We start from the raw sequence: 13214 nt of genomic DNA on the forward strand, positions 1-13214 counted from the left end.
AAAGAATTATGGCCTCACAATTTCATTCATTATTTACAACTCAAGGCTTGGCACTGTTACGTGAAGCAATTCAGACAGGTGCAAAACTTGGGATTACACATATGGCGTATGGTGACGGAAACGGCATGGTGCCAACACCAAATGCAGACTTTACCAAACTTGTTAAAGAAGTCTATCGAGCTCCACTGAATAGACTTGCTCCATCTAAAGACAATCAAAATTGGCTTGAGGCAGATGGTGTTATTCCAAGCGCTGTGGGTGGTTTTAATATTCGTGAAGTTGGGTTGTATGCAGGTAATATTTTAGTTGCGTACGCAAACTACCCTTCAACATATAAACCCTCTGCAGACCAGGGCACTGCTCAAATCAAGACGATTCGTATTGTTTTACAGATTGATAATACAGCAAATTTTGAATTAAAAATTGATGCTTCAGTTGTTATGGCAACGATTCAGGCAGTAGAAGACATTCGGAAGGATATAATCGATTATACTGATTTATCAAAGATTGGCCATGTTGAGTCAATAGATGAATTATTAGAATATCCACGCGTAGATGGTAAAACAGTATTAGTAAAGTCTTATATAGCAGGGAAAAATCGTGGTGGTGGACATTTTGTCTATCATCAAAGTAAAAGTGATGAAAATGATGGTGGAACAATCATAAATGGTTGGGTACGAATTACAGTTGAGCAATGGCGTAACATCCAATGGTGGGGTGCACAGGGTGATGGCACTACTGATGATACTCAAGCGTTTATAAAAGCTGTTAAGGCTCATAGTAAAAACAAAGTACCAGGGAGCACGGCTGAGGGATCATTCTGCACTCTATTTCTTCCAGCATCTGATGGTAATTATGTTGTTTCAGATACCATTTACATGCTGCCATACATGCGAATTAAAGGCGACTCCTCTAAAGGTGGCTCTTTAGAATGGATCAACAATAAATTTCGCAGTTGTATCGAAGCAAGATTCCCTGAAAATATTAACTATAAATTTGTATTATCAACTACTAATTTCATGAAATCATCAGGAGAATTATGCCCATGGAGTCTAATGCCTTCTGGTTCACAGTATGATTCTGGTCAAGTGACTGGTTGTTTCGGTACTAGTGTAGAAGACTTGGTGATAGTAAATAATGACGTAACAAAAAGAGTATACGGTGCAATTAAGATGCAAAATGCACCCCAATGCTCCGTCGAAAAATGCTTTATTAGAGGCTTTGATGTAGCTGTAGCTTCATGTGGGTCTTGGGACTCAAGATTCGATTTCGGTAGTGAAACATTTAAATGTGGCTTTATCGGTTATGGAGATATGAACAATACATATATTAGAGGATATCATCATGGGAAAAAAGGAAGTACCGTTTTACCATTGCCTTTACAGGTAGACCCATTAAGTGCACACGACACTACATCAGGATTATCATTTGATGAGTCAACAAAACGTTATGGCGTGTATTTGCATTTTGCTTATGGCTTTACTATTGATTCATTAATAAATGAATACCATGATGTCGGCTTACTCATTACCCAGAGTAAAGGGGTGGTTAAATCTCTTTATAATGAAGGTAATACAATATCTGTCGCAGGCATTAATTCTTCATTTAGAATCGGATCACTAATGGGCGTAGGCAATGATTATGTATTTGATCTAGGTTCATTTGCAGATATTCATTTAGACACAATATCTCCAGACCATGCGAAAATTGATTTTATCAAGAGTGCATCGATATACTCATCAAAATTACATCTCAATAAATCTATTAATGCTCCGTACAACAAAGCGATTCAAGTTGACCGTAGCGTTATTTATATAAATGCAACAGATGGTGATGATAAAAATAGTGGTTTAAATGAAAAAACAGCTGTTAAAACCCTTGATCAAGCTATTATCTGTTTGAGTAATTTGAACGAAAATACATTTACGCATTTTGATGCAACTACAGTAAAACAATCCAAAACGCTAATTATTTGCGATAGTTCTAATTATAGTTTAAAAACTTGGGCCTACTTAAATGATTTAGATTTAACTATAAAAAAATTGCAGAAATCATTAAAGCCAAAAATCACAGTATCAAATTACAACTTTATATTAGAAAACAGTAAAGTACAGCTTAGTGACATTAGTCTGAATCGAACTTATGACAATACCTGGTTGGCTTCACAAGGTTTTTTCATATGCGATGGAGATTGTACTATCACCACTAAAGATTCAACAATTGATTTAGCATTTCCACTTGTAACTGTTAACCCTGATAAATCAGCTCGAGTGAAACTGAATATTCTCGGGGGAACAGGTGAAATGACTACTGAAGCCAAGTATGTTGCTACTACAAGTAAAAATACGGCATTTGATGTATTTATACGTTTAGCAAATACCGGCGTGGATTTAAATAATTCTACAGATCAAGGCATAGCCGTCCCAGTTCAAAGTTTTGTTCAAAAATCTATTTCAAGTAATATTTAAAATGAGTTGTAGTTCATTTGTAAAACCCACTTAATACAAGCCCATGCACTTGGGCTTTACTAAAACCCATGCAAGCCTGTTTGTTGAAATAAAACCTCAATAAACAGGCTTTTTTTATGGCAGATTCATACCACCACGGACTGCGTGTCGTTGAAATTAACGAAGGTACACGTCCGATCCGAACCATTGCCACTGCTGTTCAAGGACTCATTGCCACTGCAGAAGATGCAGATGCAACCGTTTTCCCATTGAATACGCCAGTGCTCATTACCAACACCCAAGCTGCAGTTGCAAAAGCCGGTACCAACGGCACACTAAAAACAGCTCTGCAAGCGATGGCCAACCAAGCCAATTCAATCTGCGTTGTGGTACGTGTTGCAGCTGCTGAAGATGAAGCAGCACAAACAGCAAACGTCATTGGTACCGTAGACGCTACTGGTAAATATACCGGTGCAAAAGCATTGCTATTAGCGAAAGCAAAACTAGGCGTACAGCCACGCATCATTGGCGCACCAGGTTTAGATACGCAAGCCGTTGCCACTGAACTTGCAACCATTGCAAAAAAACTTCGTGCCTTTGCTTATGTTTATGCTTGGGGATGCAAAACCAAAGAAGAAGTCGTTGCCTATCGTGATGCGTTTGCAGCGCGTGAACTCATGGTGATTTGGCCAAACTTCGTGGCATTCAATGTCGATACAGCGCAAACCGAAACTGTACCTGCAGTTGCAGTGGCGATGGGCTTACGTGCCAAGATCGACAACGAAATCGGTTGGCATAAAACCCTATCAAACGTAGCGGTGAACGGTGTGACAGGTATCGATGCCGATGTGACTTGGGACCTTCAAGACCCTGCAACCGATGCTGGCTATCTCAATAGCAACGAAATCACCACACTGATTCAGCATGACGGCTTCCGTTTTTGGGGCTCACGTACCTGTTCAGATGATCCGTTATTTGCTTTTGAAAACTACACACGTACAGCACAGATCATGGCTGACACGATTGCAGAAGCACACATGTGGGCCATTGATAAACCAATGCACGGTTCACTGGTCAACGACATGTTGGAAGGCATCAAAGCCAAACAACGTGAATGGACACGCCTAGGCTATCTGATGGGTGGCGATGCTTGGTATGACCCAGAGCTAAACTCAAAAGACACGCTCAAAGCCGGCAAATTGTATATCGACTATGACTATACCCCAGTGCCACCGCTTGAAGACCTTACCTTCCGTCAGCGTATTACAGACAGCTATTTGGCTGACTTCGCTTCAACGATCACTGCATAGGAGTTGATGCATGAGCCTTCCTCGTAAACTCAAAAATATGAACCTATTTAACGAAGGTGAAAGTTATCTAGGGCAAATCAAAACGGTCGTATTGCCGAAGCTCACACGCAAAATGGAAGACTATCGCGGTGGCGGTATGAATGCTCCATTAAAAATTGATATGGGCATGGGCGATGATGGTCTTGTACTTGAATCGACTTTTGGTGGTTTAGACCTGCTCACATTGCGTCAATTCGGTCTTGAAAAAGTTGACGGTGTTTATATGCGTTTTGCTGGTGCTTATCAACGTGATGACACAGGCGAAGTCGATGCAGTGGAAGTCGTGGTTCGTGGTCGTCATGAAGAAATTGATGGCGGTGACTCTGAACCAGGTGAAGACACTGAACATAAAGTCGTGACCAACTGTGCTTATTACAAACTCACAGTCAACGGCAAAGTTGAAATTGAAGTCGACATTCTTGGCTTCAAAGAAGTTGTAGATGGCAAAGACCGTCTCGAAGCACAACGTAAAGCAATCGGATTATAAGTTTTCCTGCCCTTGCATGGATTCGTTCTGTGCAAGGTTTTTTTGATTCAAATCTCTTTTAGGAATGTGACATGAATACTCAAGATCAAGAATTAAATACCCAACTGATTCAAAACCCGAACCAAGAAACTGTTCAGCTTGAGCAACCAATTCAATTTGGTGGCAATACCATTACTGAAATCACCATCCGTAAGCCGAACGTAAAAGCCCTGAGCGGTGTCAGTTTACAAGCCATCTATCAGCACGACGTAAACGCATTAATCAAAGTTTTACCTCGTGTGACCACGCCTGCATTAACACCACAGCAAGTGCTTGAACTAGATCCAGTCGACTTTGCAAATCTAGGAGGTTACTTGGTCACTTTTTTGTACCCACAAGCAGTACAGAAAGCGATCAAAGAGGATCAGCAATAAAACTGGTCGATGATGTCGATGAAGCAATTGCCAATATTGCCTGCATCTTCCATTGGCCACCCAGCGCATACGATGACATGGACATTACCGAATTAAGTAAATGGCATCACCATGCGCTGAAACGTCACCAAACCACTGTATAAAAGAGTCCACCAATGTCAAAACTAAAATTAGAAGTCCTATTTAATGCTGTTGATAAAGTATCTGGACCCATCAAAACAATCATTGGTGGCTCTAAAACTATGGCAGATGTTTTGAAAAAAACGAATTCAGAGTTGAAGGGACTAGAGTCACAACAACGCAAAATCTCAGGTTTTCGTCAACTAACAGAGCAATCTGAAAAAACAGCACAGGCTTTGGCGAAAAACAAACAAACCATTTCTGAATTAAAAGCAGCACTCAAGATCAATCCTGAAGTTCAGGAAAATATCACGGCACTGGCACGTGCTGAAGCTGCCCATAAACGCCTGACTGCCGTTCAAAAAAACCAACGTACAGAATTGACCGGTATGGCTCAGGAGTTCAACAAGGCTGGAATTCAGATGGATCGGTTGAATGAAGAAGAATCGGATCTTAAAAATAAGATTCATTTGACCACCATGGAACTAAATAAACAAAAAGAAGCTCTATCACGTCATGAAAAGGCTCAAAAAAAATATGAAGAAATGCAAACGCGCATGAATAAAGCCAGTGAATTAGCCAAGAAGGGATTGGCTGTAAGTGCAGTTGCTATTGCTGGTATGGGATATTCACTTAAACAATACGAAGATGCTGAAGATGCTGCAATGGGGCTACGTGTATCTATGATGCAAGCCAATGGGCAAGTAGCCAAGGAATATGGCGAAATCAATAAATTGGCGAATAGCCTTGGAACAAAATTACCTGGTACAACAGCTGACTTCCAAAACATGATGGCTGTACTTATCCAGCAAGGTATTTCTGCCAAAGCAATTCTCGGTGGCGTAGGTGTGGCAGCTGGTTATCTTGGTGTCCAAATGAAAATGCCATTCGAAGAAGCTGCTGAATTTGCCGCGAAGATGCAAGATGCAACTAAAACAGCAGAAAAAGACATGCTTTCTCTAATGGACGTAATCCAAAGAGGTTACTATTTAGGTGTCGATAAGAGCAATATGCTACAAGGTTTTTCAAAGCTTTCTGCTGGTATGAAAACCATAAAACAAGAAGGATTGGAAGGTGCAAAAGCTATGGCACCTTTGCTTGTTATGGCAGATCAGGCAGCGATGGCTGGCGAAAGTGCTGGTAATGCGTTCAGTAAAATCTTTAAGTCCATGATGGATACAGATGGAATTAAAAAAGCGTTAAAGGACAGCAAGACTGGACTGACCATGAATTTCACAGATGGTAAAGGTGAATTCGGTGGTCTAGATAATATGTATAAACAGCTTGAAAAGTTAAAAGGATTAAGTACCGAAAAACGGCTGCCAATTTTGGGTGATATGTTTGGCAACGATGCAGAAACAATTCAAGCCTTAAACCTTTTAATTGACAAAGGTAAGGCTGGATATGATGAAGTCGTTGCTAAAATGCAGGCGCAAGCAGACTTACAAACTCGTGTAAATGCCCAGTTAAGTACACTTAAAAATTTAAAAGATGCTGCTGGTGGTACTTTTACCAGCTTACTTGCATTGTTCGGTGAACAACTTGCACCCCAATTTAAAACCATGATTGAAGGTTTTACCAGCATCACTGAGAAAGTGACTTCGTGGGCGCAGGCAAACCCAGGACTAGCAAGTACTATTGCACGAATTGTCGCAGGTGGAGCCTTACTCGTTGGTGGTCTTTCTGCCCTTTCAATTGGTCTAGTCGCAATCTTTGGACCAATGATGATGGTTGCGAAAGGCTTTGGTGTCGTTGCATTAGCCGCCAAAGGTATGAGCATGGCGTTACTGACCAACCCAATTACATGGATTGTCCTTGCCATTGCTGGTGCTGCCCTGCTGATCTATAAGAATTGGGCCCCGATCTCAGCATTCTTTGTCGGCATTTGGAACACCATCAAGACGGCATTCAATGGTGGCATTAAAGGCATATCAGCACTGATCATCAATTGGAGTCCAATCGGACTGTTCTATTCAGCCTTTGCCAAAGTACTGTCATGGTTCGGTGTGGATCTTCCAGCGAAGTTTACCGGCTTTGGTGCCATGATCTTGGAAGGACTCAAGAACGGTATTTTATCCAAAGTCAATGCCGTCAAAGATGCCATCACAGGTGCTGTCAGTGGTGTCATTGATAAAGCCAGGGGCATTCTAGGCATTCATTCACCTTCACGTGTCTTCATGGGCATTGGTGGCTATACCATGCAAGGCATGGCCAACGGTATTGCCAATGCCAATGGATTACCGATTGCAGCAACATCCACCGCCACACAAGGTGTGGTCAACACTGCTGCCCAAACCAAGCCAGTCAAACCCATCAATGTTGGTCGCAATAACCCACGTTCATATATCAGCCAAGATACAATTCAAGTCACTATTCAAGTCAAAGATGGATCCGTGGTCAAAGGAACGGCTGAAGCAATGCGTCAGGAACTCCAGCGAGTGGCTGAAGAACAGCAGATGAAAAAACGTAAATTTTTAACAGACACGGAGTAAAGACACATGATGATGGCTCTAGGCTTGTTTGTCTTCTCATTACGAACAGCGTCATATCAAGAACTGCAACGTGTCACCAATTGGCGACATCCTTCCAATAGCCGTGTCGGGGACTCCCCTGCCTATCAATTTATTGGTAAAGGTGAAGATGTCATTACACTTAAAGGCGTGATTTACCACGAATTGACAGGAAGTCGCGTCACATTAGACATGCTCAGACAAATGGGCGATACAGGCAAGGCATATACCTTAATTGAAGGCACAGGCAAGATTTATGGCTTAGTCATCATCAATGATTTAGATGAAACCAAAACCTATTTCTTTAAAGATGGTGCAGCACGTAAAACTGAATTCACTTTAAAACTGACCATTGTACGCGATTGGCAACCGACCTTATTAGGCACCCTGATCGGCATGGGTGTTGGCGCACTGAATAGGATTCTATAATGCTGAATAAAGTCATGAATGTCGTTGGTACGGCATTAAATTCTGTTGAAAAAATGACGGAATATCCTTACCCCATTTTTCGAGTTGAAGTCGATGGTGTCGATATCTCATCCCTTATGGCTTCACGTTTAATGTCTTTGAGCATCAAAGACAATCGTGGTCTTGTGGTGGATTCAGTGGACATCGAATTGAATGATGCAGATGGCATGCTCAGTATTCCACCCAAAGGTGCCATCATTCAGGTCTGGTTAGGTTGGTCCAATACTGGTTTATTTGACAAAGGAAAATACAAAGTCGATTCCACATCCCATCGTGGCGCACCAGATGTACTCAGTATTTCTGCCATGGCCAATGACGTATCAGAAGGTTTAAAACAAAAGCGTGAACGCAGCTGGAGCGACAAAACCATTCAAGAAATATTTGAAAAAGTCGGTGCTGAATATGAACTGAAAGTCATTGTTCATGAAAAATTCGCATCAAAAAAAATTAAATACATTGCCCAGAATGAATCTGATGCAAATCTCATCACACGTATTGCCGATGAAAATGACGCAATTGCCACAGTGAAGAATGGGCATTTGATTTTATTACCACGTGGTGCAAGTACAACAGTTTCAGGTTTAGCCTTACCACGTGTGCAAATCACCAGAAATAAGGGCGATCAGCACAACTACACCAATGGCACAGGTACGGACAATATTACAGGTGTCAAAGCCTATTACTACACTGAAAACAAAGCCAAGAAATTGCATGTGGTGGTCGGTGACAGTGAAGACAACATGAAAGAGATCCGCTATGTGCATCGGGATAAAACCACAGCTGAACTGGCAGCCAATGCGGAATACAATCGTTGCAAACGTACTGCCCAAAAACTGACATATACCTTGGCATTTGGTGATCCAACTTTAATCCCTGAACAGGAATTTGAATTCATTGGCTTGAAACCTGAAATTGACGAAATTGTATGGCTTGGCACCAACGTAACCCATTCACTCAATGACAATGGCTTCACCACCTCAGTTGAATTGGAAGTACAGCTTCCAGATGCCGATGATGTATCGACACTATTTGAAGGCAAAGAAGAAAAGACTGAAGAAGAAAAAGAAAAGTCCAAAACCAAAAAGCGCACTGGTAAAAATTATGCAGATTATACCGGTGTCATTGCCTATTACAGCGAAGGTGGCAAGTCAGTAAAAATCACCTCAGGTGATCAAAGCAAGCCATTAAAGTTGACTCACGTCTACAAATCGAAAAAGACCGCGAACAATGCCGTAAAACGTGAACAAGAAAAAATAGACAAAGCCAAAAAATAGGACAAAAAAAATCCTGACTTTGGGGCGAAGTCAGGATGAAATAGGTAAAACCAAAATAACGATATTTAATAACTTTTACAATAGAAACTTTAGATATAACGTAATTTTGTTGTATATTTGTTGAATATTATTTATTCAGCAGAGGCAGCAAAAAAATGTCTAAACCAGGACGTACGATAAGTAATAAATGCCCTCATTGCGGCGAATCTCTTTGGATCCGTTCAAGTGAACAAGTCGATCCACTTTTAAAACGGTTATACGGTCAATGCACCAATTTACATTGTGGTTTTACTGCTCAAGGTTTTTTAACTTGGGATGCTGAACTATCCCCTTCTGCAATGCCAAACCCTGAAATTCATCTTCCTAAGTCATTAGCAAAACAAGGAAAAGGGGGAGCATGTGTCTGACCCAATTGACCGCGCACAAGAAAACCAACTAAACCAAGTCAACATCAAGCCACGTGATTACAGCGCACCATCACTGACTGAATGTGAAGAATGCGGAAATGACATTCCACCAGAACGACAAAAACTAGGTGCAGTCACTTTATGCATTGAATGCAAGACCAAGGAAGAACGTCATGCCAATCGTTATCGCTGATACATCAGATCCTATCGAATGTCCCTGCCCTGAATGCACATAACAAGATTAATAAGCAAAGGAAAATAAAAATGGACCAACAAACTGCACTGATTTTAATTGTTGTAAACCTATTGGCTGCCGTGGTACTCATCATCTGGTACTTGTTCGACCGCTATACCAAACGCATTGAAAGCTTAATTCAGCAAAACAAAAAACCAAGCTGTGCATTTATTCAAACCCAAGCCAAGCGTAAAGGATAAAAATATGTGGCTCTATCCCTTTTTAGTCGGTGCTATGCTGGGTGTGATCGGCAGTGCATTATTATTTCTTCACACAGTAGGATGGTTTTAAAAAAACGGTTATAATAACAACAGGATGACAGCAGAATAATCAATATGCTGTGCAGGGCTTGACCTGATCAGGCATCCTATAAAGAAGCCCCTTTCGGGGCTTTTTTATTTCTCAATTTTAATCATACATAATTCAGATATGCATGTATTATTTACAATCTTATGACCTTGAATACTGTAGTCAGCATGTTCATCATTCATATTTACACGGTGAATAAAATAGCCTGCATCATTTCCAAGTAATGCTATTCCCATTTTTACAGCACGGTTTAAACTGTTATCATTATTTTGCTGCCAAGCAATTAAAGCATAATTAGAACTCGACTCTAATTGTGAGTAAGCTCCATCAAATATATAGATTTTTTTAGCATCATCCTTACTATCCGTACTATCAACAACTTTTTTAGGTTGTTCACCAATTGATTGAATGACTGCATTATCATCATTCAATCCGACTTGCTTGACATCAGGTAATGTAATTTCTGGTTCACCAGAACACCCTGTTAAAATAATAGCTAAAACTAAAATATAATTTTTCATCGTGTACACTTCTTTTTAGATGCACTGGTAGTACCGTTATTACACATAAATTTCCCATCACTTGTACAGTGTTTTATGCCTCCTTTCTTGCCAGAACAAGGTTTATTCCCTCTCGCATCTGCCACATTTATAAAAGATAGACCCAAGCAAATAATCAAACATACTTTCTTAAACATGCCCCACCCTCAAAAATATTTTTATAAAGTCACTTGACCTATAAAGTGATTCACTGATACAGTTTTATTACTATAGCAAAATCTATAGTCAGATGTGGAAGTCTGAATATTTTGATCTAAGGCGCAAAAAGTCCGTCACGGGCTATTTTTTTGTGTAAAATTCGGCTATGCCTTTTATGGCAGGCTGGATAGGGTGCCCTTCGGGGCAGCCGTTCCCTTGGATCGCGGTACTTCCACCCCTGTTCAGTCTGTCACCATTCTGTGGAAGGAATGTTGACAGATCAAAACTTAATTGATCTGAGGAAAGGCTAATGAATACATTCGCTTTAACAGCATCCCCTACCCTGAATTTAGACTGGGTCAATGTCATCAACAATCAGGTGATGACCACTTCACATAAAGTTGCCGATGCTTTCGGTAAAAATCACCGCGATGTATTACGTAAGATTGCAAATCTTGATTGCTCACCAGAATTTACATCAGCGCACTTTTGCGCTCATGTTCAAGATATCGTTATTGGTAACGGTGCAAAGCGTGAATCTAAATACTATGAAATGACCAAAGACGGTTTTATGTTTCTGGTCATGGGCTTCACGGGCAAAGAAGCAGCGCGCATAAAAGAAAGCTATATCAATGTGTTTAATCAGATGGCGGATCTGCTGGTACAACAGCAGCAAATCAATAGTCAGCCTAATTTAGTAGACCTGGCTGAACGGATGACCATACCTGAAATTTCTCGTATAACTCAACTAGATCGCATGACCATTACCCAGTTTCTGGCTCAAAACTATCAGTTAAAGGCCCAGCATTCATTAACTGAAGATGTCATGCAAACATTGCAGCAATTCTGGCTAGCAGTAAAAATCATTTCTGGGATTGTCCAGGTCAATCACAGCAGTATAGAAAATGAAATTGCTTTGAACCTGAAACATCTGTATCGGGTCGCGTCCCAACTAAAACATAAGTTACCACCCAAACAGTTTATGTTTAAAATCCTACGACTTTCAGTCAATCCATTATTTATCAAAATCCAGACTATTCATCGGTCATCAATATTTCATAAGCCTACTAAGGTATGGCGGTTTAGACAGCAAATAAGCTCACCGACTGTTTCTTATTTAAATTCACCATCAAGTAAAAAATAGTGGTGTGTTTGGATTAGAAAACGTACAAAAATCCACTTTTAGACAAGTACAGCCGTTGTAGGCTTTTAAACATTCAGATTAAATAACCATAAGGCCCATAGCTGGAGGGAATATGAATACACAATCCAATAACGATGTTCACGAAGAAATTTTGATCAACCTGATTGAGTTAGATCATCGTTTAAGCTTTTTAAGCAAAGTTGAAGTTTCCAGTGGGGAAGTTTTGAAACGTGAAGAATTAAATGCTTTGTTTAGCTCATTTAGTAGGGATATGAAAAAAATTATCGATTCTTTCCAAAGCATAGTTTAAAAGAAAGCCCTCATTTTGAGGGCTTTTTTATAATTTTACGATTATTTTTTGGCTAGAAGACATAATCTGTCGCACTGGGTATCTTGATGACCTTCCTCTTTTCTATCTTTTCAATACAATGTTCAATGTTACTAAAGGAGGATAAATGTCGAACAATACCGTAAACAACAATGATGACCAAAACGAAGAAACACTAATTGAATTAATTCACTTAAAAAACTGTCTAGGTTTGATGAGTAAAATGAAAGTCCAGGAAGGTGAACAGATTGACGCAGCAGAGATCAATTCACTATTCACCACAATGCATGCTCAAGTAAATAAAATAATTAAAAAAATTGAAATGTCATTGTAAAAAAAATGCCACCTAATCGGTGGCATTTTGCGTTGCATAGGCTTTGGCCATTCCGAGAAAACCTATTTTCGCTGTATCGTTTTTTAGTGACCGATAAGCAGAAATTACTTGGTGCTCATCTTCACTTAATTCCGTAAATCGTACCCCAAACGTCACATAGAACGTATCAAATCCCGCATCTTGCAAAACAGTTAATTGGTTCTGATTCAACGGATCGCCTTGCTTTTCATAACGAACAATAGAACCTACAGCAACGTCCAATAACTCAGCCATGGCTGGTTGAGTTAGCTTGAGACGCTTACGTTCCGCCTTTAAGCGCGCCCCGCGCTCCAAAAACTTATCATTAATCGACATTTTATCCCACCAAAGTATTGAAACTTTCGATTTATCGTAATATTATCCAGTAATACAGTGATTCACTGATGCTCTATCAACATTTTAAGGACTTGCTATGAGTAATGTCGAAAGCAGAACAAAAGCAATCATCACACACACAACTCCGAACCGTCATCAGTTCCTGAGAGTCTGCGCTGCTGAAGCAGGAATGACAATTTCCAGCTTTACAGAAAAACTCATTTCTGAAGCTTTATCGAAAGTTGAAAAATCTGACAACCCATTTTCTGAAGCCAAAAATAAACAATAAGCCCCTGAAAAGCTTATTAGTTTACTTAATTCAAGCTAAGAGTAAACA

At 40.2% G+C, this 13214-nt stretch carries 18 protein-coding genes; 15 read left to right on the forward strand and 3 right to left on the reverse strand.

The genetic code is table 11. The features are described from left to right. The first annotated feature begins 8 nt into the window (after positions 1–8). From NI466_RS10310 to NI466_RS10360, 11 genes are all read left to right on the forward strand, one after another. Positions 9–2468, forward strand: a complete 2460-nt coding sequence (locus NI466_RS10310; protein WP_253173493.1) for a phage tail-collar fiber domain-containing protein — start codon at positions 9–11, stop codon at positions 2466–2468. A gap of 116 nt (positions 2469–2584) precedes the next feature. Next, positions 2585–3757: a phage tail sheath protein gene (locus NI466_RS10315; protein WP_004996132.1), complete on the forward strand. Its 1173-nt coding sequence runs from the start codon at positions 2585–2587 to the stop codon at positions 3755–3757. 10 nt (positions 3758–3767) lie between these two features. Continuing rightward, positions 3768–4283, forward strand: a complete 516-nt coding sequence (locus NI466_RS10320) for a phage major tail tube protein (protein WP_253173494.1) — start codon at positions 3768–3770, stop codon at positions 4281–4283. A 71-nt stretch (positions 4284–4354) separates the two neighbouring features. Beyond that, positions 4355–4696 carry a phage tail assembly protein gene (locus NI466_RS10325; RefSeq protein WP_191110215.1) on the forward strand — a complete coding sequence of 114 codons (342 nt, stop codon included), beginning with the start codon at positions 4355–4357 and terminating at the stop codon, positions 4694–4696. Between the two features lie 35 nt (positions 4697–4731). Next, positions 4732–4839, forward strand: a complete 108-nt coding sequence (locus tag NI466_RS10330) for a GpE family phage tail protein (protein WP_228198849.1) — start codon at positions 4732–4734, stop codon at positions 4837–4839. 12 nt (positions 4840–4851) lie between these two features. Continuing rightward, positions 4852–7308, forward strand: a complete 2457-nt coding sequence (locus NI466_RS10335; protein WP_253173495.1) for a phage tail tape measure protein — start codon at positions 4852–4854, stop codon at positions 7306–7308. A 6-nt stretch (positions 7309–7314) separates the two neighbouring features. Beyond that, complete coding sequence (locus NI466_RS10340; RefSeq protein WP_004672757.1) at positions 7315–7755, forward strand: phage tail protein; 441 nt, start codon at positions 7315–7317, stop codon at positions 7753–7755. Beyond that, positions 7755–9068, forward strand: a complete 1314-nt coding sequence (locus NI466_RS10345; protein ID WP_253173496.1) for a contractile injection system protein, VgrG/Pvc8 family — start codon at positions 7755–7757, stop codon at positions 9066–9068. The genes NI466_RS10340 and NI466_RS10345 overlap by 1 nt, the downstream gene beginning before the upstream one ends. Before the next feature lie 155 nt (positions 9069–9223). After that, the gene (locus NI466_RS10350; RefSeq protein WP_004670219.1) at positions 9224–9475 is read left to right on the forward strand and encodes an Ogr/Delta-like zinc finger protein; all 252 of its coding nucleotides are present in this window, start codon (positions 9224–9226) and stop codon (positions 9473–9475) included. Next, entirely contained in the window at positions 9468–9668 is a 201-nt protein-coding gene (locus tag NI466_RS10355) for a TraR/DksA C4-type zinc finger protein (protein ID WP_195198335.1), read from the forward strand. The genes NI466_RS10350 and NI466_RS10355 overlap by 8 nt, the downstream gene beginning before the upstream one ends. Positions 9669–9739: 71 nt before the next feature. Beyond that, positions 9740–9910: a hypothetical protein gene (locus tag NI466_RS10360; RefSeq protein ID WP_195201841.1), complete on the forward strand. Its 171-nt coding sequence runs from the start codon at positions 9740–9742 to the stop codon at positions 9908–9910. A 195-nt stretch (positions 9911–10105) separates the two neighbouring features. Here the strand turns inward: NI466_RS10360 and NI466_RS10365 are convergent, their stop codons facing one another. Both NI466_RS10365 and NI466_RS16110 read right to left on the reverse strand, forming a co-directional pair. Further along, positions 10106–10540, reverse strand: a complete 435-nt coding sequence (locus tag NI466_RS10365) for a hypothetical protein (RefSeq protein ID WP_253173497.1) — start codon at positions 10538–10540, stop codon at positions 10106–10108. Further along, positions 10537–10716, reverse strand: coding sequence for a YdcA family protein (locus tag NI466_RS16110; RefSeq protein ID WP_253173498.1), 180 nt, complete (start codon positions 10714–10716; stop codon positions 10537–10539). Before NI466_RS16110 ends, NI466_RS10365 begins: the two co-directional genes overlap by 4 nt. A gap of 311 nt (positions 10717–11027) precedes the next feature. On the opposite strand from NI466_RS16110, the gene NI466_RS10375 reads away from it, so the two are divergent. From NI466_RS10375 to NI466_RS10385, 3 genes are all read left to right on the forward strand, one after another. Then, on the forward strand, positions 11028–11861 hold the full coding sequence (locus NI466_RS10375; protein ID WP_253173499.1) for a Rha family transcriptional regulator: 834 nt from the start codon (positions 11028–11030) through the stop codon (positions 11859–11861). 112 nt (positions 11862–11973) lie between these two features. After that, a complete protein-coding gene (locus NI466_RS10380; protein ID WP_110135483.1) occupies positions 11974–12171 on the forward strand; it encodes a hypothetical protein in 198 nt (65 codons plus the stop codon). A gap of 145 nt (positions 12172–12316) precedes the next feature. After that, complete coding sequence (locus NI466_RS10385) at positions 12317–12523, forward strand: hypothetical protein (RefSeq protein WP_004670207.1); 207 nt, start codon at positions 12317–12319, stop codon at positions 12521–12523. Positions 12524–12535: 12 nt separating this feature from the next. On the opposite strand, the gene NI466_RS10390 is transcribed toward NI466_RS10385, so the two are convergent. Further along, complete coding sequence (locus tag NI466_RS10390; protein ID WP_004670206.1) at positions 12536–12877, reverse strand: helix-turn-helix domain-containing protein; 342 nt, start codon at positions 12875–12877, stop codon at positions 12536–12538. Between the two features lie 97 nt (positions 12878–12974). Here NI466_RS10390 and NI466_RS10395 point away from each other — a divergent pair, with 97 nt between their 5' ends. Next, complete coding sequence (locus tag NI466_RS10395; protein ID WP_004670204.1) at positions 12975–13166, forward strand: hypothetical protein; 192 nt, start codon at positions 12975–12977, stop codon at positions 13164–13166. Positions 13167–13214 lie beyond the last annotated feature (48 nt).

The organism is Acinetobacter lwoffii (assembly GCF_024129595.1).
Taxonomy (GTDB): Bacteria; Pseudomonadota; Gammaproteobacteria; order Pseudomonadales; family Moraxellaceae; genus Acinetobacter; species Acinetobacter lwoffii_O.

Excerpts from the sequence above, each read along its gene's own strand:
- NI466_RS10310 (WP_253173493.1), top strand. The coding sequence starts at position 9 with ATGGCCTCACAATTTCATTCATTATTTACAACTCAAGGCTTGGCACTG.
- NI466_RS10315 (WP_004996132.1), top strand. The coding sequence starts at position 2,585 with ATGGCAGATTCATACCACCACGGACTGCGTGTCGTTGAAATTAACGAA.
- NI466_RS10320 (WP_253173494.1), top strand. The coding sequence starts at position 3,768 with ATGAGCCTTCCTCGTAAACTCAAAAATATGAACCTATTTAACGAAGGT.
- NI466_RS10325 (WP_191110215.1), top strand. The coding sequence starts at position 4,355 with ATGAATACTCAAGATCAAGAATTAAATACCCAACTGATTCAAAACCCG.
- NI466_RS10335 (WP_253173495.1), top strand. The coding sequence starts at position 4,852 with ATGTCAAAACTAAAATTAGAAGTCCTATTTAATGCTGTTGATAAAGTA.
- NI466_RS10340 (WP_004672757.1), top strand. The coding sequence starts at position 7,315 with ATGATGATGGCTCTAGGCTTGTTTGTCTTCTCATTACGAACAGCGTCA.
- NI466_RS10345 (WP_253173496.1), top strand. The coding sequence starts at position 7,755 with ATGCTGAATAAAGTCATGAATGTCGTTGGTACGGCATTAAATTCTGTT.
- NI466_RS10350 (WP_004670219.1), top strand. The coding sequence starts at position 9,224 with ATGTCTAAACCAGGACGTACGATAAGTAATAAATGCCCTCATTGCGGC.
- NI466_RS10360 (WP_195201841.1), top strand. The coding sequence starts at position 9,740 with ATGGACCAACAAACTGCACTGATTTTAATTGTTGTAAACCTATTGGCT.
- NI466_RS10365 (WP_253173497.1), bottom strand. The coding sequence starts at position 10,540 with ATGAAAAATTATATTTTAGTTTTAGCTATTATTTTAACAGGGTGTTCT.
- NI466_RS16110 (WP_253173498.1), bottom strand. The coding sequence starts at position 10,716 with ATGTTTAAGAAAGTATGTTTGATTATTTGCTTGGGTCTATCTTTTATA.
- NI466_RS10375 (WP_253173499.1), top strand. The coding sequence starts at position 11,028 with ATGAATACATTCGCTTTAACAGCATCCCCTACCCTGAATTTAGACTGG.
- NI466_RS10380 (WP_110135483.1), top strand. The coding sequence starts at position 11,974 with ATGAATACACAATCCAATAACGATGTTCACGAAGAAATTTTGATCAAC.
- NI466_RS10385 (WP_004670207.1), top strand. The coding sequence starts at position 12,317 with ATGTCGAACAATACCGTAAACAACAATGATGACCAAAACGAAGAAACA.
- NI466_RS10390 (WP_004670206.1), bottom strand. The coding sequence starts at position 12,877 with ATGTCGATTAATGATAAGTTTTTGGAGCGCGGGGCGCGCTTAAAGGCG.
- NI466_RS10395 (WP_004670204.1), top strand. The coding sequence starts at position 12,975 with ATGAGTAATGTCGAAAGCAGAACAAAAGCAATCATCACACACACAACT.